Raw genomic sequence first — 16,758 nt, 5'->3', positions numbered from 1 at the left:
TCGGCGGTGGCCCTGGGGTGGCAGCAGCCGGTCGCCCTTCGTCAGTCGGCGGCGGTGCTCTGCTCCAAGGCCTGGCGCAGCCGACGTGAGGCGTCACGCATGTGCCGGCCCATCGCCTCCCGGGCGGCGTCGGCGTCGCCCTTCTCGACGGCCTCGAAGATCGGCACGTGATCGTCGTAGGCGATCTTCCTGCTCCGCACCGACCCGGTCCGCTCGACCCAGCCGCGCTGGATCATCGCCCGCATGCCCTTGAGCATGTCCCGCAGCACGCTGTTGTCGGCCACGTCGGCGAGAGCGGCGTGGAAGGCGGTGTCGGCCTCGGCGAACTCGTCGTCCGGGCACTCGCGCATAGCGGCCAGCCGGGCGCGCAGCAGCTCGATTCCGGACTCGTCACGTGCCTCGGCGGCGAGCCCCGCGACGACGACCTCCAGCTCGGCGCGCGCCTGCATCATGTCCTTCGCGCCGCGCTCGCCGAGGACGAGGCCGAGCTCGAACAGGCGGTACAGCACGTCCGAATCGGTGCCGCGGAAGTACGTTCCGCTCGACTGGCGGATCTCCAGCAGACCCAGGAATCCGAGGGACTTGATGGCCTCCCGCACGGTGGGGCGGTTGACTCCGAGCATCTCGGTGAGCTGGCGCTCCGAGGGGATGCGGTCGCCGGGCTGGACCTCGCCGGACATCAGATAGTCGATGAGCCGCCGGGAGACCTCGGCGGCCAGCGGCTCGCGCGGCTCGACCGTGATTCTCGAGAGTTCGGCCATGGATTCCCTCACTTCGGTATTGACGATCAGCCCGGAGTCTAGTTACCTACCGGCCAACCGGTAAACCGGTTAGCCGCATCCGGATGTGCCGTACGACACCTGAGCCGCCCCCACAGGTTCACCGCCACAGCACGCCCGGCGATCCGCCCTGCGTCCATACCCGTCCCCGCGTCGTACGGCAGCCGCCGCAGCGCCCTTGCCAGGCGCGTCGCCTGCCCGGCGTGTCGGCCCGTGCGCCGCGGCTGAGACGCAGGACACCACCCACCGACGCAGGACGCCACCCACCGACGCAGCCGCCACCCACCACAGGAGCCGCACCTACCATGAGCCCCTCGCACCTTGCGCCGAGCTTCGCGGCGTGGGTCCGGCGGGGCAGTCACCGGCCCCGCTGATCCGTGCCCTGGCCGCCACCCGCCGCCGCCCCGAGCCCCGCCCCAAGGAGCAACGATGCTCGCCGTCCTCGGCTTCGCCACACTGGGCAGCTTCATGCTGCTCGTGATGCGCAAGTACCTCTCCGCATTCACCGCCATCATGCTCACGCCCATCATCGCCGCCGTCATCGTCGGCAAGGGCACCCAGATCGGCGACATGATCATGAACGGTCTGGAGACCGTCGCCCCCACCGCCGTACTCCTCCTCTTCGCAGTCCTCTATTTCGGCCTGATGATGGAGGCCAAGCTCTTCGACCCCATATCGGCGTTCATCATCCGGGCCGCGAAGGGCGACCCGATGCGCATCGTCGTGGGCACGGCGGTGCTCTCCCTCCTGGTCGCCCTCGACGGAGACGGCACCACCACGTACATGATCGTCTGCTCGACGTTCCTGCCGATCTACCGCCGTCTCGGCATCAACCCGCTGATCCTGGCCGCGCTCGCCACGATGGCCCTGGGCACGATCTCCGGCACCACACCGTGGGGCGGCGCCGCCACGCGTGGCATCAGCGCGCTGCACCTCGACGCCGGCGACTACTTCGTCCACATGATCGGCCCCATGGCACTCACCAGCCTCGCCATCGTGGCCGTCGCCTACTGGCTCGGAGTGCGGGAACGCGGCAAGCTCGACCCCGAGAAGCTGGACGCCTACCGACTCGAGGTCGCCGGCGGCGAGGCCATCCCCAAGGTCGAGGTCACCTGGCGGATGTGGGTCAACGCCGCCCTCACCGTGGCCCTGATGGTCCTGCTCATCCTGGAGGCCGCCGACCTGGTCGTCCTGTTCATGGTCGCCTTCGTCATCGCCCTGCTCATCAACCTGCGCACCATCGACGCCCAGCAGGACCTCATCAAGCGGCAGGCCGCCAACGCCGTACCCGTCGTGATGCTGGTCCTCGGCGCCGGCATCTTCACCGGCATCATGACCGACGCCGGAATGATCAAGGCCATGGCGAACGCGGCCCTCTCCCTCGTCCCCGAAGGCTGGGGCAGCATCGTCCCCCTCTTCACCGCCGTCCTCGCCCTCCCGCTGGGCTTCTTCATGTCGAACGACGCCTACTGGTTCGGTGTCGTCCCCGTCCTCGCCGAATCCGCGAGCCACTACGGCATCCACGCCAACGAGATCGCCCGCGCCGGCGCCATCGGCCAGATCCTGCACAGCATGGGCCCCACCTCAGCGCCCCTGTGGGTACTGCTGGGCCTGGTCAAGGCCGAACTCGGCGACTTCCAGAAACTGGCACTGCGCTGGGGCATCCCGGTCTCCCTCGCCTACATCGCCTTCGCGCTCGTCACGGGAGCGATCACGATCTCGTAGCGGCAGGGACGTCGAAACCTGGGACTCGCGCGACGCGGCACGCCGGACTGTCCATCGGCGTACCGCGTCGCGCCCTCAGCGAAGTGAACGAGAGCGGCCCGCGTCGGAGCGCCGGAGGCGCGCGATCTGTGGGTCACCCCGCCCGCGCTCGCGGCGATGGCCGGGTCCGCCTCACCGGTCCCCGTCGCTGTAGGCGGGCGGCACATCGCCGTACGGCGGCTTCGCCTCGCCCTCGGTCGTCACCTCGAAGGTGTTGAGGAAGTCGCAGATGAGTTGGTAGAAGCCGACCGTGAGGACGAGGTCGGCGAGCTGGTTCACCGTGAGGAAGGCGAGGAGTTCGTCGCGCGCGCCCTCGTCGAGGCAGTGCTGGTCGAGCAGCCGGTCGGTGGCGGCGAGGACGGCGGCCTCGGACGCGGACAGCCCTTCGGCGGAACCGGTCGAGGCGGCGGTGATCGCCTCCTCACTCAGTCCGACGAGACGGGCGATGTTCTCGTGATGGTGGACCTCGTACGCCGCCCGGTAGACCTGGCCGACCCGGACGATGGCGAGTTCGCGCAAGGCGTCCGGCAACGAGTTCCGCCGCAGGATCGCGTCCCCCAGCGCCAGCACGCCGGGCGCCAGCGCCGGGGAGTGCGTCAACATCCGGAAGACGTTGAGCGAACCGCGAGCGGTCACGTCCTCCTGCAGCTCCGCGGGCAGTGCGGAAAGGTCCGGGTACTCCATGTCGGCTCCGTTCGCTGGGCGATGGACTGCACAGGACGGGGATCCCCACCCAGCCCGCGTCGAACACCAGGTGCCCGAAGTGACGGTTGCGCTCACAGCCATGCGGGGCCGCGCCACGCCCGTGCCCTGTTCGAGAGCGACCCCGCAGCGGAGGTTGCACACGCGAGGCCGGGCTCCGGCACCGGCCGACTAGTAACTGTCGTACCGGGGCTTGCCATTGGGCCGGTAGACACCGACGACGGTGCCGCTCTTCGTCGTCGAGACGCTGACCGGCTCCAGCGACGTGGGGATCGCCCCGTCGGCGAACAGCCGCTTGCCGGTGCCGATGATCACCGGATGGACGGTCAGCCGGTACTCGTCGACGAGGTCGTGCCGCATGAGGGTCTGCGCGAGATCACCACTGCCGACGACGTTGATGTCGCCTCCCTCGGACGACTTCAGCGCGCGTACGGCATCGGCGACATCGCCCTCCAGCAGCGTGGAGTTCTGCCACTCGACGGACGTCAGGGTCCGGGACGCCACGTACTTGTGCATGCTGTTCATCCGCTCGGTGAACGGGTTGCCGGGATCGGCGGTCGGCCAGTACGACGCGAAGATCTCGTACGTCTTCCGGCCGAGCAGCATCGCGTCCGCGGGCTCGTACCAACCGGCGATCGCCGCGCCCACCTCGTCGTCCGACACCGGCCTCTGCCAGCCGCCGTGCTCGAACCCGCTCTGCGTGTCCTCATCGGGCCCGCCCGGCGCCTGCATGACGCCGTCCAGTGTCAGGAACGTGCAAACAATGATCTTGCGCATGATGCGCTCCCTTCGTCGAGGGGATAGACGGCACGGCCGCCGGAAAATCATCGGAGCAGATCCACGTCCTGCTGGGTTTCGGGAACCGATTGCGTCTGTCAGGCACCGTCGCGGCTACTCGGCTGATCCGTGGTCGTGGTGCCTCGCCTGCCATGCCCTGACGGCTTCCGCAAGGTGGACCTGGAGGTGCTCGGGCATCGGTGTGCCAGTGGCGACCTGCGTGATGGCCTCGGCCACCGTGTGGATGTCGACGTCGGTGCGCCGCGAGACGGTCATCAGGATCTCCCACGCATCCTGCGGCGGACAGCCGTAACCGGCCGCCAGCACGCCGCGGGCCATGTCGATCACCGGGCGGTTCTCCATGGCCCGCTTGAGCAGCTCACGTTCTTGCTGGAGCTCGGCGGCGGTATCGAGCTGCTGGTATTGCTCGTTTCCTAGCGGTGCAGGTGCCGGTGCCGGTGCCGGTGCGGATCGGGGCAGGGTGGGGTCCTGTCGTGGGGAGGGGCGCATGGCCGTCGCCTGCCCTTCACTCCCACCGGCACACGCGTGTGCGCCCAAAATGGCCCTTTCCCTCACATCATCAGGTGAGTCCGCGCGCCGGGGGGACCCGGGTGACCGACCTGTCTTCACAGGTGTGGCCCGCGTCAAGAGACGACCCCCGCCGCACCGGAACTAGAGCGAGCACCAGCCAGTGCGGCCTGTTCACCGCGCCTTACCCTCACGATGGAGGCGAGAAAGACGCCGGTGTATCGGCGTCGAGGGCCGCCAGGCGCAACGCTGCCGCGACACGGGCGCTCGGGTCGGTCATCGGGTGGGGGAGACGGGCGAGTAGGAGGCGCCGTTGTTCCTGGGGTCCACCGCGGACGGGCAGGACACGGACACCTGGTGGCGCGGCGGAGGCGAGGACTGCGGGCACCGTCGTCAGTCCGCAGCCTGCGGCGACCAGGTGGAGCTTGGCGAGCCAGTCGCGGGCGGTGTGGGCGATCTCCGGCCGCTCGTCCAGCCCCGGCCACACGCCCAGTAGCTTGTCCTCTCCCGAGGAGGATGCGGTGATCCACCGTTGCCCGCGCAGGTCGGCCACGTCGATGTAGTCGCCGCGGGCCAAGGGGTGGGTCGCGGGCACGGCCAGGCAGAGGGCGCGTTCGGTGAGTGTCTGCACTGCCAGTGGAGGCGACTCGGCGTCAGGCGGTCGGAACGGCGGCGCCGAGGCGAGCAGGGCGAGGTCCAGGCTTCCGGCCCGCAGAGCGCGCACGAGCGCAGACGTACTGCCCTCCCGGCCGATGACATGCAGGTCCGGATCCGTGCGGCGCAGCGCGGACAGCGCACGAGGCACCAGCACGGCGCCGGCGCTCGGGAACCAGCCCAGGCGGACCGTCCCGGCCTGACCGGGCAGGCCCGACAGTTCGCGGGCCGTCGCGTCGATCTCGTTGAGCACGGTCGTCGCACGGCGCATGACGACCCGGCCGGCCGCGGTGAGCCGTACGCCGTCGCGCCGCCGTTCCAGCAGCTCGGCGCCGGCGGCCCGTTCGATCGAGGCGATCTGGCGCGAGACCGCGGACTGGGTGTAGCCCAGCGACGTGGCGGCCGCCGTGAAGGTTCCCTGCTCCGCTACGGCACGGAGGACGCGCAGCGCGGTGAGTGACACATCCGTGAAGTCCATGACGATTACGCATGCTAGCCGTGCGGAACTTTCGTTGGACGCATGGACGCGGGATTCCTAGCGTGGCAGGCATGAACGCATCCCGAATCGCCCTCGTGACGGGCGCCAACCAAGGACTCGGCCGTGCCCTGGTCGAAGGGCTGGCGGCCCGTATGCAGGGAGACGACCTGATCCTGCTCACCGGCCGCAGTCACCGGCGGGTGACCGAGGCCGCCGTCGAGGTGGGCCGGCTGCCCGGCACCCGTGCGCGCGTCGAGGGCCGGGTCCTCGACGTCACCGACACCGAGGCCATAGCTCACCTCGCCGAGGACCTCCGCGCCAGGTACGGAGGGGGCGACGTCGTCATCTCCAACGCGGTGGCCCGCGTACTGCCCGAGGAGTCGCAGGCCGAGCGAGCGGACGAGTTCATCGACGTCTCCAACACCGCCACGCACGCGATCCTCCGCTCCTTCGGCCCCGTGCTTCGCCCCGGCGGCCGGCTGCTCGTCGTGGCGAGCAGCCTCGGCACCCTCGGCCACCTTGATCCGCGCCTGCACCGTCTGTTCGACGGCGCGAGCCTCGACGAGGTCGAGTACGCCGTCGAGTCCTGGCGCAGCGCCATCCACAACAGGACGGCTCAGGAGGCGGGTTGGCCCGTCTGGCTGAACGTGCCCTCGAAGGTGGCGCAGGTCGCCGCCGTACGCGCTCTCGCCGCCGAGCGCCGTGAAAGCGACCTCGCCACCGGCACGCTGATCGCGTCCGTGTGCCCCGGCATGGTCGACACCGCCACCTCACGCCCTTGGTTCAGTGACTACAGCCACGCGCAGTCACCGGCCCAGGCCGCCGCGGCCGTGCTCGACCTCGTCTTCGCCGAAGGCGTCGATCCCGCTCTGCACGGCGAGTTGGTCCGCTTCGGCAAGGCCCTGGACTGGTACGAGGGGACTCCTCCGGTGGAGCAGGACCGCATGGTCACACCCTGAACGCACCGAGTCGGTACCCGGCACCGGGGCAAGATCCCGACAACCCCCGCGACCGCCGCGACCCCCGCGATCTCAGTGTTCTCGGCAGGAAAGAAAGCAGTTGTCCGCCGAATGGTTTCCCTGAACGATCCGGGGGTGACCACGTTGTTCCTCACCGTCGGCCTGCCAGGTGCCGGCAAGACCACAAGAGCTCGGCAGTTGGCCGAGGAGCACAACGCCCTCCGGCTGACGCCTGACGAGTGGATGATTCCGCTGTTCGGTGAGCCGGAGGCGGGCGGGAAACGTGCCGTCCTGGAAGGCCGGTTCCTTTCGCTCGCCCTGGAGGCGTTGAAGCTGGGAACCAACGTGATCCTGGACTTCGGATGCTGGTCTCGTGACGAGAGGTCCGCGATCCGCTGGCTGGTGGGATCCGTGGGGGCGTCCTGTCACATCGTGTACGTGCCGGTGGATGTCGAGACCCAGCGAGCCAGGATCGCCCACCGTCAGTCGAGCACTCCGGATCAGACCTTCCCGATGAGTGAGGCGGACCTCGTACGCTGGCGTGCGCTGTTCGACGAGCCGGACGCGGTCGAGCTCGACGGACAGGAGACGGCCAACCCGCCTCCGCATTGGCCGGGTTGGCCCGAGTGGGCCGCCAACCGATGGCCCTCACTTGTCATCTGACACACAGTCACATCTGTAGTATCACGTGGCTTTCGGGGCGTGGCCGGTCAGTGCCAGTCGCTGATCTTCAGGTCGCGCGGATCGGGCGCGCCATCCCCGGTCTCCAGGAGCTGCTTCAGGCTCAGCAGGAAGGTGGCCCACTTGGTGCTGCAGTGGTGCATGAACTCGACCTGCTCACGCCAGCCTTCGTGCCTGAACAACACGATCGTGTAGTCACCTTCCTGACGGAGGTCCCACTGCACGCTGGTGCCGATCCATTCCTGCGGTCCGTCCACGACGTCCCAGCGGACGAGCCGGCCCGGATCGAGCTCGGCGACCTTCATGTCGAACCCGCCCGGCCCGAAGCGGAACTCGATCACGCCACCGAGGTCGGTCTCCCCGGACGTCTTCTCGGTCCACCAGCCGGACAGGCCGTCCAGGGTGGTCAGAGCGTCGTACACCTGCTGCGGCGAGGAGTGCTCGATGCCGATGCGGTGAAGGATGTCAGCCATCTCCGTGTTCCTCTCTACTGTTCGCTGTCGGTCTCGTTCTCCGTGTCCTTGCCGCGCTGGATCGTCTCGGCGATGCGCTTGATGCGCTGGAGACGGGAGTCCCAGGCGGCGCCGACATCGGCAAGTTGCGTGATGGCGCGGGCCAGTTGGGCCTCGTCGACGCGGAAGTGTCTCTCGCGGCCGGCGGTGGTGGCGTGCACCAGGCCGACCCGGTCGAGGACGACGAGGTGTTTCGCCACCGCCTGACGGGTCACCGGCAGCCGCTCGCTGAGGCTGGTCGCCGTGCCGCTGCCGTCGCTGAGCAACAGGTCGAGCATGCGGCGCCGGGTCGGGTCGCCGACCGCCGACCAGAGGTCGTCGTCCACCATCATGCCTGTGCAGCTCCGACCTTCGCGGCGTACGCCGGCAGTCGCGGCAGGTAGAAGTCCCAGCCGGTGACGTGTTCGGCGTACTTGGCGGCGATCTTCGCCTCGTCCCAGCCGCGCTCGCGGAAGCCGCTCTCGGTCATCCGCAGGAGCGTCCCTGTTCCGGCGGCTTCGAGCTCGAAGACGACCAGGTTGGAGTTGCCGGGGGCGGCCGGCTCGCCTTCCTCGTGGGTCCACCGGAAGGAGAAGAGCCGCGGCGGTACGGCGTCGACGACCGTGAACTGCACCCAGGTGCCGCCGCCCTGCGAGCAGTCGCCGAAGCCGATCCGTCCCGATCCCCCCGGCGTCACCGGGAACTCCGCCTCGTCCGGCCACCACTCGCGCAGGTGCTCGGGACTGCTCACGACGTCGAAGACGACCTCGGGTGAGGCGTCGATGTGGATCTCCCGCTGGAGTGTTCCGTATTCCATGTTCGCGCGCCTTCCGCAACGTTTGGTTGCACATCAATCTAGCGGCTGGCTACGCGATGTGCAACCTTAAGTTGCGTGAACATGTGGGCCGACTCGGCGACTGGTCGTTCCAGGGGCGTGGCGGACGGCCGACGGCAGGTGCGGTGACGCTGGACCGGTGAGAGAGGGGTGCGGGAGCGGTTGGGCAGGTGACAGCCGCGCCGCGACCGTTCCGGAGAGTCGGCGGGGGGCTGGCGGCTGTCCGGAACGGCGCCGACGGGCGCGACGTCACGCAGGGGTGCCGAGCGGCGGGTGTTCGAGCACGCGGGGCTTGTACTCGACGAGCTGGATGCGGCCGTCGAAGGTGCGATGCTCGGTCATCTCGAGGGCGACGTCCGGATAGCCGTCGTAGATGCGTTCCTGACCCGTGGCGCCGGTGATCACCGGGAACATCACGACCCGGAAGCGGTCGACGAGTCCGGCTCGCAGCAGGGACCGGCTCAGGCTGAGGCTGCCGATCGTGCTGAGGAGCCCCGACTCGCTGGCCTTCATGGCGCGGACCGCCTCGACGGCGTCGTCACGGACGAGGGTGGAGTTGGCCCACGTCAGCGGCTCCTTGAGCGAGGAGGAGAACACCACCTTGGAGGCTTGCGTGAGCTCGTCGACGGACGCCTCCTCCTCAGGCCGGAACTCGTCCTGACCACCGGGGATCTCACCCGCGGCGAAGCCCGACATCAGACGGTAGGTGTTCGTTCCCATCAGGTAGGTGACCTTGGGCTGCTCACCGAGCCATGCGAGGTACTCCGGGCCTTCGAGGCCCCAGAACCCGGGCCATCCCTCTCCGGACGCGTAGCCGTCGAGGGAGGTGATGAAGTCGACGAGAAGCTCCGACATGACGGTGTCCTTTCCTAGTGCCAGGGCGTCATGAGCTTGGACCGACCGGGAGCCACAAACTCATCGGCGCGCTGTGGAGCAATGAGGAAAACCATGACGGGGGAGCCGATCGGGTCGACGGAGCGACACTCCTTCTGTGTGGCCGAGACTCCGACGGGATCTATGCGATCCGGGACTGCGAAGCCGCCCCGTCCCTTGCGACGGCGATTTGGTGTGCACGCAGTTCCGCACGTGTCCGTGGGCGGTACTTGGGCTCCTTGTCGCACCCACAGGCCGACCGGCCCTCGTAGCGCATCCCTGCGCCCAACACGGCATCCACCACGGACCACGCCGTCGAGAGGGCGCCCCAGAAACGAGCAGATCGTCCCATCAGCAATCCGTGGATCGTGCCGACCTGACGGCAACGGTCTGACGTCATGGCTGTGTGCCGGCGTGCGTGACCCCGCGCCCTGCCGCCCGTCGCACCCTCCGACACTGTCGCCGTGAACCCACCCGCCCCTCGATAAGATCGAACGCATGGCCCTGACTCTGAGCGACGTAGACCGGTTCGAAGCGGCCAGGCCGCGTCTCGAGGCAATCGCCTACCGGATGCTCGGCTCGTCGAGTGAGGCGCAGGACATCGTGCAGGAGACCTTTCTGCGTTGGCAGGGCGCCGACATCGCACATATCGAGGTGCCGGAGGCCTGGCTGACCAAGGTGCTCACCAACCTCTGCCTCAACCAGCTCTCGTCGGGTCGAGTACGCCGGGAGACCTACGTCGGCCAGTGGCTGCCGGAACCGCTTCTCGAAGGGGACCCGATGCTGGGTCCGGCGGAGACGGCCGAGCAGCGCGAGTCGGTGTCGTACGCCGTGATGGTGCTGCTGGAGCGGCTCTCGCCGAACGAGCGCGCGGTGTACGTGCTGCGCGAGGCGTTCGCGTACTCCCACCGGGAGATCGCCGGGATGCTGGATCTCACCGAGGCGGCCAGCCAGCAGATCTTCCACCGCGCGAAGAAGCACGTGGCACAGGGCAGGGCCCGGGCCGAGATCGACCAGGCGGCCGCGCGCCGCGTCGTCGAGGAGTTCCTCGCCGCGGCGACCAGCGGGGAGACCGAGCCCCTGATCAAGTTGCTCACCACGGACGCCATCGTGGTCGGTGACGGCGGCGGGAAGGTGCCGGCCCGGGCCAGTGCCGTCCAGGGCGCCCTCGCGGTGGCCAAGTTCCTGCGCGGTCTGTTCAAGCCGGCCCCGTCCAAGCGGCAGGTGGTCGGAGGCTCCCCCGATCTCTACGCCACCACGGCCAACGGCGGCCCCGCGGTCGTCGCGGTGGTCGACGGACGCGTCTTCGGTGTCATGTGCCTGGAGCGCACGGACGAAGGCGTCGTCGCGGTGCGCAGCCAGGTCAACCCGGACAAGCTGGAGCGCGCGACACAGCGGTGGGCGGCGGGCGATTTCGGTCCTCCGGTCGTGACCGGAGCCCTCTGATCCGGCGTGTGACGCAGGTCACTCTCCACTTCTGTCAGGGATCCACGGGTTGCCCGGTTCAAGGGGCGTGACCGGGCCAGAAGGCACCGGACCCGTGTGGACAGGAGCAAGCGAATGAAGCACCGGATCATCGTCCTCGGCGCCGGCTACTCCGGAACGATCGCGGCAGGCCGCCTCGCCAAGCGGCTGCGCCGTGAGGACGTCACCATCACCCTCGTCAACGCCGAGCCCGACTTCGTCGAGCGGGTCCGGATGCACCAACTGGCCGTGGGCCAGGACCTCAAGCCCCGCCCGCTGGACGAAGTGTTCGCCGGCACCGGCGTCGAGGTGAAGCTCGCCAAGGTCATCTCGATCGACGTGGACGGCAAGTCGGTCACGGTGGACAGCACGGAGGGCACGGCGGAACTGTCGTACGACACCCTCGTCTACGCCCTCGGCAGCGCCGGGAACGACCACGGCGTCCCCGGCGTCACCGAGCACGCCCACCAGATCGCGAGCCGACCCGGCGCGCTCCGGTTGCGTGAGCGGCTGGCCTCGATGGCCGAGGGCGAGACGGTCCTCGTCGTGGGGGGCGGCCTGACCGGCCTTGAGTTCGTGACGGAGGTGGCCGAGGCCCGCCCGGACCTCGACATCGCCATTGCCGCACGCGCCGAGCTGGGCGACTGGCTCTCCCCGAAGGGCCGTACGCACCTGCGCAAGGTCGTCGACAGGCTCGGCATCACCGTGCACGAGAACGCCACGGTGACCGCGGTCGAGGCGGACAAGGTCATGACCGCGGACGGCCGTACCCTCCCGGCCACCGTTACCGTCTGGACGACCGGCTTCGCGGCGCACCCCCTGGCCGCGTCCACCAGCCTCGAACTCGCGGACGACGGCCGCATCGTGGTCGACGGCACCATGCGTTCCGTGTCGCACCCGGACGTGTACGCGATCGGGGACGCCGGCCACGCCCTGGGCGTCGGTGACAAGCCGCTGCGCATGTCCTGCGCGTCGGGCACCCCGATGGCCTGGCAGGCCGCCGACTCCATAGCGGCTCGCCTCACCGACGGCAAGCTGCCGAACGCGCCGCTGCGCTACTTCAACCAGTGCATCTCGCTCGGTCGCACGGAGGGGCTGATCCAGTTCGTCACCGCCGACGACCGTGCCGTGGACCGGGCCCTGACGGGCCGCTTCGCGGCTCGCTACAAGGAGCTGGTCTGCAAGGGCGCGGCCTGGGGCGTCGCCAATCCGACGCTGGGCATCCCGGTACGGCGCCGGCGGGTGGTGGCGAGCCGCCAGGCGGCGGAGGAGACGACACGGGTGGTGGCGTGAGGTACGCGGTGCGCTGTGCGCGGCACGAAAGATCCGGACGGCTTCGGCGTCCACTGTGCCGCGCGCGGCCACCGCATTGCTGACGGGGCCGTCGTAGGGACGCGAGTGCTACGACGGCATCGTGGCCGGTGGAGGCCAGGGCTGGGGCCGCGGCTGGGGCCACCTTTTCCCGCAGCGGTCCGCGGGGGTGCACCCGCCCTGCCGTCACTGCTCCGCCCTGGGCCTGAGCTGCTGGACAGCGAGCACGGCCAGGGACAGTTTCCGCAGGTGCGCGGGCGGTCATGACCCCTGCCGACTGCAACCCGGGAGCGGACGGCGTGTCGGGTCGAGTCTGCCGATGAGTTTGTCGGTCGCTCGAAGTCCTTCCTGTGACAAGACCGCACCGTCGGCGGATCGGGAAGGGCCGGATCGCGCGGTCACGGTCGAGAAAGGGAGACCAGGATGAGCAATCCGATTCGGCTGTACATGTCGATGTCGCTCGACGGCTTCATCGCCGGACCGGACGACCGGCCGGGGCAGGAGCTCGGACGCGACGGTGGACGGCTCTTCAACTGGCTCGACGACCGGGAGTCCGACGGCCCCAGCGGCCAGGTGTACCGCGAGGCGCTGGCGACCGGCGCGTTGATCTCCGGTCGTCGGACCTTCGAACTCGCCGGGCGCTGGCAGGGCGACCACCATGACGGTGTACCGATCTTCGTCCTCACGCACCAGGTCGACGACGATGACGTACCGCCCGGCCACGCACGTTTCGTCACCGACGTCGAGGACTGTGCCCGTCAGGCCCGCGCGGCCGCGGGGGACCGGGCGGTCATGGTCCACGGGGCGCAGGCAGCCCAAGCCCTGCTGCGGGCCGGGCAGTTGGACGAGATGGAGATCCACCTGGTGCCGGTCCTCCTCGGAGCCGGCCGACGGCTGTTCGACCACCTGGGTGGCGAGCACATCGAACTCGACCTCGTACGACGGCTCGAGGACCGGGACGTGACGCATCTGCGCTACCGGGTGCACCGGACCGAGGAGGCCGCGTGAAGACACTCTTCGTCGGCTACCGCGTCACCGATCTCGACCGCTCGCTCGGCTTCTACACCGCCCTGGGCTACGCCGAACTCGGCAGAGTCGAGAGCGGCGAGGGAACTCGCCTCGCGATCCTCAAGTTCCCCGACGAACCGGCGGCCTCACTGGAACTGGTCCACCGTCCTGGCGACGGACCGGTCGACGTGGGCAACGGGTTCGACCACCTCGCGATCCAGGTGGACGACCTCGCCGACACGGTCGGGGCGCTGACCGAAGCCGGCCTGACACCCGAACCCGTCCAGTACCCGGGTGGCCCGCAAGGCCCCCGGACGTCGTGGCTCACCGACCCGGACGGTTACCGCATCGAGCTGGTGGAGTGGCCGAGCGGACATGCCGACGGCCTCACCGCAGCCGACTTCGCCTGAGACGGCCCCGCTCTGCGAAGCGGGAGGGAAAGGGGTCAGAGGGTGATGAAAGGCGAGTGCTCGGTGAGCAGCAACTTCCGCAGTAACCGGCCAAGGTGCGACAGGGCTCGTCGGCACGAGGGCACAGGTGTGGACATGACCCCTCCAGAGGTAAGGTACGTCTAGCGGCGTACCTCCATGGAAGGTACGTCAGTGGCCGTACCTTGTCGAGAGGTGGAGCGATGGCGTCGGACGAGTTGCCGCACCCCGGTGTGGACGATCTGCAGATCGGGCCGATCCTCTTGGCGCTCGCCGACGACAACCGCCGTCGGGTCATCGCCGAACTGGCCGCACAGCCGGACGAGGAGAGACTCTGCGCCTCCTTCGAGCTGCCGGTCAGCAAGTCGAGCCGCACCCATCATTGGCGGGTGCTGCGTGAGGCGGGCCTGGTCCGTCAGCGCGACGCCGGGAACCGTCTCTACATGCGCCTCCGCAAGAAGGACCTCGACAGTCGGTTCCCCGGCTTGATCGAGGCTGTAGTGACCGCGGACCAGCAGACACCCTGAATTCGATCACGTATAGACGCCCTGGCGTTCCACGTTCGGTCGTCCCTGCCGTCGGAGAACATCGGCAGCGCCTGTGGGCGTGTCATCGTGGCCCAGTGACGAACGAAGAAGAAGAGGAGTGGCTGGCGACGCAGCGACCGTCGCGCATACGTGAGGTCCAGGCCGGTCGGCTGGCCTGGACCGAGGTGGACCTGATCGACATCGAGAGCGGGTTCGCGCATGCGTTGCGTGACGGGCTCGAAGTCTTCGGGATCCAGGTGAACCATCTGCGGGTCGGTCAGCCCCGTCATCTGGTGGCCGCACTGGACGGCACCAGACCGATCGCACCGTACGTGATCATGTCCTGCCACGGCGACGAGGGACGCATCCTGCTGGAAGAGGTAGCCGAAGAACTGGCCAGGTTCCAGCCGTTCAACGGGCCCGTCGGACCGGACCAAGTACGCCGGCACTTCCGACTGCCGGGCAGCGTCATGCTCGTCACCGGCTGCGACACAGGGGACCCTGGCCTCGCCGACGCCTTCCTCGACGCAGGCGCCGATACCTACATCGCCCCTCGCGGCGCCCCGTTCGGCTATGCCGGCATGTTCGCCCCGTTGTACTTCTTCTACGAGCTCACCGAGCAGCGCACCCCGGCGGAGGCGGTCGCGCGTCTCCGCGCGCACGACAAGGAACTTGCGATGTGGCGGATGTATCGACGCTGACTCGAAGGCCAGGTCGAGCAGGCAGATTCGGACCCATCCGCGATCTGCTCCTGAAAGGCCCTTCGGCGTGGCCCGACCGATGATTTTCGCGCGCCGTGCTGGTCTGTACGCCGAAGACCGACTCACAGGAGGCTGACTGTGCGGAAACTGACCTTCGGCATGAACATGAGCCTGGACGGTTACATCGCCGCGCCCGGCGACGACCTGGGCTGGGGTGTGTCGAACGACGAGCTGTTCCAGTGGTGGTCCGACCGGGTGGCCGCGACGGGACTGGCGTTGTACGGGCGCAGGTTGTGGGAGGGGATGAGCTCCCACTGGCCGACCGCCGACACGAAACCCGATGCCACACCGGCGGCGATCGAGTTCGCCGGCCGCTGGCGGGATATGCCGAAGGTGGTGTTCTCCTCGACGATCGACAAGGTCGACTGGAACGCCCGCCTGGTCACCGGCGACGCGGTCACCGAGATCACCCGGCTGAAGGCCGACGACGGCGGCCCCATGGACATCGGCGGTGCCACGCTCGCCGCGGCGGCCATGCGGGCCGGGCTGATCGACGAGTACGCGATCGTCACCCACCCGGTCCTCGTGGGCGGCGGCACACCGTTCTTCACAGCCCTGGACAACTGGGTGAACCTGCGCCTGGTGGAGACCCGGACGTTTCCCGACGGAGTACTCCTGACCAGGTACGAGACGAGGCGCTAGTGCCGCCTTGCCGGATCCTCGGCACGCCCAGCCTCCGCGCCACCGCCGCGCGAAGCCCGCCTCTCGGTGCGGTAGTCGTAGTACGCCCACACCGACACGGCTACGGCAGCCGTGATTCCCACAGCGACGATCCGTAGGGACCCGCTGGTCATGGCGGCGGCCAGACCGGTGAGTCCTGCGCCGCCCAGCATGAGCACGCGGCTGACGAAGCGCTGCTTGGGCGGTTGGGGGTCCTCGCGGTCCTTGAGATCGTGCACGGCGTCACGAGCTGGATGCACGGAACCGCGCCGGACGCGAGCACGGTATGTCAGCGCGTAGCTGATCAGTGCGTACAGTGCGAGAGCACCAAGGACCCAGAGCCAGGCGTACGGGTCAGCGCTTGATCCGCGTGCCAGATTCATGACGCCTGTCCTCCACAGTGGGCTTCACCGGTGAGTGGATCTCAACTTCGGTCATCTGTAAGGCCGGTGGCGGCAGCCGGGTCGGCGGGACGGAAGCATGCCGTCACCGTCTTGCCGTGCCGCTGGCACCTCGTTCCCCACTCATCGGCGAGCTTGCGCACGATGGACACGCCGCGGCCGGATGTCGCGCCCTGATCCGGTTCGCGCTGCCGCGGCAGAGAGGGGTCCTCGTCGTGAACGCTCACCTGTAGGCAGTCACCGTCCCAGGTGAGGACCAGGTGAGCGTCGCTGTGCGCGTGGACGTGCGCATTGGTGATCAACTCGGACACCGCCAGCACGATGGCGTCCACCGTGTCCGGTTCGGCAGCGGTCCAAGGCAGGGACTCAAGACGCTTGCGCGTCCACTCCCGACCGACGCGCACTCCTTCGGACATGGGGAACGAGTGCGCCCACCCCATCGCCTTCACCGCCACTGTCCGACTTCCTCTCCTAGACCCACCAAACGGCACATGCACGCACCGTGTACCCGGGCCCTGCCACAACAGGCATGACGCCGACTTTTCTGCGGACGTGATCGAATGCAGGAAACCCGGCGACGCCGTCCGTGTCCGGTGGGTCAACCCAGCAGAGCTCGTGACGTAGCACAGGCCCGCCGCCGTTCGAGCCGATAACCGGACCCACGCCGCTCTGGTCGG

Annotated in this window: 21 protein-coding genes; 10 read left to right on the top strand and 11 right to left on the bottom strand. The window is 68.9% G+C overall.

Annotated elements, in window-relative coordinates; all coding sequences use genetic code 11:
• Nucleotides 1-41: 41 nt before the first annotated feature.
• Nucleotides 42-761, bottom strand: a complete 720-nt coding sequence (locus tag ACZ66S_RS34790; RefSeq protein WP_469905548.1) for a FadR/GntR family transcriptional regulator — start codon at nucleotides 759-761, stop codon at nucleotides 42-44.
• A 447-nt stretch (nucleotides 762-1,208) separates the two neighbouring features.
• Here ACZ66S_RS34790 and ACZ66S_RS34785 point away from each other — a divergent pair, with 447 nt between their 5' ends.
• A complete protein-coding gene (locus tag ACZ66S_RS34785) occupies nucleotides 1,209-2,504 on the top strand; it encodes a CitMHS family transporter (RefSeq protein ID WP_469905547.1) in 1,296 nt (431 codons plus the stop codon).
• 171 nt (nucleotides 2,505-2,675) lie between these two features.
• On the opposite strand, the gene ACZ66S_RS34780 is transcribed toward ACZ66S_RS34785, so the two are convergent.
• From ACZ66S_RS34780 to ACZ66S_RS34765, 4 genes are all read right to left on the bottom strand, one after another.
• Nucleotides 2,676-3,227: a carboxymuconolactone decarboxylase family protein gene (locus tag ACZ66S_RS34780; RefSeq protein WP_469905546.1), complete on the bottom strand. Its 552-nt coding sequence runs from the start codon at nucleotides 3,225-3,227 to the stop codon at nucleotides 2,676-2,678.
• Between the two features lie 189 nt (nucleotides 3,228-3,416).
• Nucleotides 3,417-4,022 carry a dihydrofolate reductase family protein gene (locus ACZ66S_RS34775; RefSeq protein ID WP_469905545.1) on the bottom strand — a complete coding sequence of 202 codons (606 nt, stop codon included), beginning with the start codon at nucleotides 4,020-4,022 and terminating at the stop codon, nucleotides 3,417-3,419.
• 114 nt (nucleotides 4,023-4,136) lie between these two features.
• Nucleotides 4,137-4,532 (bottom strand): ANTAR domain-containing protein, encoded by a 396-nt coding sequence (locus ACZ66S_RS34770; protein WP_469905544.1) that lies wholly within the window; start codon nucleotides 4,530-4,532, stop codon nucleotides 4,137-4,139.
• Nucleotides 4,533-4,740: 208 nt separating this feature from the next.
• Nucleotides 4,741-5,682, bottom strand: a complete 942-nt coding sequence (locus ACZ66S_RS34765; protein ID WP_469905543.1) for a LysR family transcriptional regulator — start codon at nucleotides 5,680-5,682, stop codon at nucleotides 4,741-4,743.
• A gap of 71 nt (nucleotides 5,683-5,753) precedes the next feature.
• Here ACZ66S_RS34765 and ACZ66S_RS34760 point away from each other — a divergent pair, with 71 nt between their 5' ends.
• Complete coding sequence (locus ACZ66S_RS34760) at nucleotides 5,754-6,641, top strand: SDR family NAD(P)-dependent oxidoreductase (protein WP_469905542.1); 888 nt, start codon at nucleotides 5,754-5,756, stop codon at nucleotides 6,639-6,641.
• Between the two features lie 135 nt (nucleotides 6,642-6,776).
• Entirely contained in the window at nucleotides 6,777-7,304 is a 528-nt protein-coding gene (locus ACZ66S_RS34755) for a P-loop nucleotide/nucleoside kinase family protein (protein ID WP_469905541.1), read from the top strand.
• Nucleotides 7,305-7,351: 47 nt separating this feature from the next.
• Here ACZ66S_RS34755 and ACZ66S_RS34750 read toward each other — a convergent pair whose 3' ends face one another.
• The 4 genes from ACZ66S_RS34750 to ACZ66S_RS34735 form a co-directional block, all read right to left on the bottom strand.
• Entirely contained in the window at nucleotides 7,352-7,795 is a 444-nt protein-coding gene (locus ACZ66S_RS34750) for an SRPBCC family protein (protein WP_469905540.1), read from the bottom strand.
• Between the two features lie 14 nt (nucleotides 7,796-7,809).
• Nucleotides 7,810-8,166, bottom strand: a complete 357-nt coding sequence (locus tag ACZ66S_RS34745) for an ArsR/SmtB family transcription factor (RefSeq protein ID WP_469905539.1) — start codon at nucleotides 8,164-8,166, stop codon at nucleotides 7,810-7,812.
• Nucleotides 8,163-8,630 carry an SRPBCC domain-containing protein gene (locus tag ACZ66S_RS34740; protein WP_469905538.1) on the bottom strand — a complete coding sequence of 156 codons (468 nt, stop codon included), beginning with the start codon at nucleotides 8,628-8,630 and terminating at the stop codon, nucleotides 8,163-8,165. The genes ACZ66S_RS34745 and ACZ66S_RS34740 overlap by 4 nt, the downstream gene beginning before the upstream one ends.
• A 267-nt stretch (nucleotides 8,631-8,897) precedes the next feature.
• Entirely contained in the window at nucleotides 8,898-9,503 is a 606-nt protein-coding gene (locus ACZ66S_RS34735) for a dihydrofolate reductase family protein (RefSeq protein ID WP_469905537.1), read from the bottom strand.
• Nucleotides 9,504-10,019: 516 nt separating this feature from the next.
• Between ACZ66S_RS34735 and ACZ66S_RS34730 the strand changes: the two genes are divergently transcribed.
• The 7 genes from ACZ66S_RS34730 to ACZ66S_RS34700 all read left to right on the top strand — a co-directional run bounded on the left by ACZ66S_RS34730 (nucleotide 10,020) and on the right by ACZ66S_RS34700 (nucleotide 15,662).
• Complete coding sequence (locus tag ACZ66S_RS34730) at nucleotides 10,020-10,967, top strand: RNA polymerase sigma-70 factor (protein ID WP_469905536.1); 948 nt, start codon at nucleotides 10,020-10,022, stop codon at nucleotides 10,965-10,967.
• A 114-nt stretch (nucleotides 10,968-11,081) separates the two neighbouring features.
• A complete protein-coding gene (locus ACZ66S_RS34725; protein WP_469905535.1) occupies nucleotides 11,082-12,278 on the top strand; it encodes an NAD(P)/FAD-dependent oxidoreductase in 1,197 nt (398 codons plus the stop codon).
• A 441-nt stretch (nucleotides 12,279-12,719) separates the two neighbouring features.
• A complete protein-coding gene (locus tag ACZ66S_RS34720; RefSeq protein ID WP_469905534.1) occupies nucleotides 12,720-13,304 on the top strand; it encodes a dihydrofolate reductase family protein in 585 nt (194 codons plus the stop codon).
• Nucleotides 13,301-13,714, top strand: coding sequence for a VOC family protein (locus ACZ66S_RS34715; RefSeq protein WP_469905533.1), 414 nt, complete (start codon nucleotides 13,301-13,303; stop codon nucleotides 13,712-13,714). The genes ACZ66S_RS34720 and ACZ66S_RS34715 overlap by 4 nt, the downstream gene beginning before the upstream one ends.
• A gap of 221 nt (nucleotides 13,715-13,935) precedes the next feature.
• Nucleotides 13,936-14,259: an ArsR/SmtB family transcription factor gene (locus ACZ66S_RS34710; protein ID WP_469905532.1), complete on the top strand. Its 324-nt coding sequence runs from the start codon at nucleotides 13,936-13,938 to the stop codon at nucleotides 14,257-14,259.
• Nucleotides 14,260-14,354: 95 nt separating this feature from the next.
• Nucleotides 14,355-14,960 (top strand): hypothetical protein, encoded by a 606-nt coding sequence (locus tag ACZ66S_RS34705; RefSeq protein WP_469905531.1) that lies wholly within the window; start codon nucleotides 14,355-14,357, stop codon nucleotides 14,958-14,960.
• A 138-nt stretch (nucleotides 14,961-15,098) separates the two neighbouring features.
• Nucleotides 15,099-15,662, top strand: coding sequence for a dihydrofolate reductase family protein (locus ACZ66S_RS34700; protein WP_469905530.1), 564 nt, complete (start codon nucleotides 15,099-15,101; stop codon nucleotides 15,660-15,662).
• Here the strand turns inward: ACZ66S_RS34700 and ACZ66S_RS34695 are convergent.
• Both ACZ66S_RS34695 and ACZ66S_RS34690 read right to left on the bottom strand, forming a co-directional pair.
• Nucleotides 15,659-15,919 carry a hypothetical protein gene (locus ACZ66S_RS34695; protein ID WP_469905529.1) on the bottom strand — a complete coding sequence of 87 codons (261 nt, stop codon included), beginning with the start codon at nucleotides 15,917-15,919 and terminating at the stop codon, nucleotides 15,659-15,661. The two genes, ACZ66S_RS34700 and ACZ66S_RS34695, sit on opposite strands and share 4 nt — an antisense overlap.
• A 185-nt stretch (nucleotides 15,920-16,104) precedes the next feature.
• Entirely contained in the window at nucleotides 16,105-16,536 is a 432-nt protein-coding gene (locus ACZ66S_RS34690; protein ID WP_469905528.1) for an ATP-binding protein, read from the bottom strand.
• Between the last annotated feature and the right edge of the window lie 222 nt (nucleotides 16,537-16,758).

This window comes from Streptomyces sp. NPDC107471 (assembly GCF_055582845.1).
This window is presented reverse-complemented; position numbering and strand designations above follow the sequence as displayed.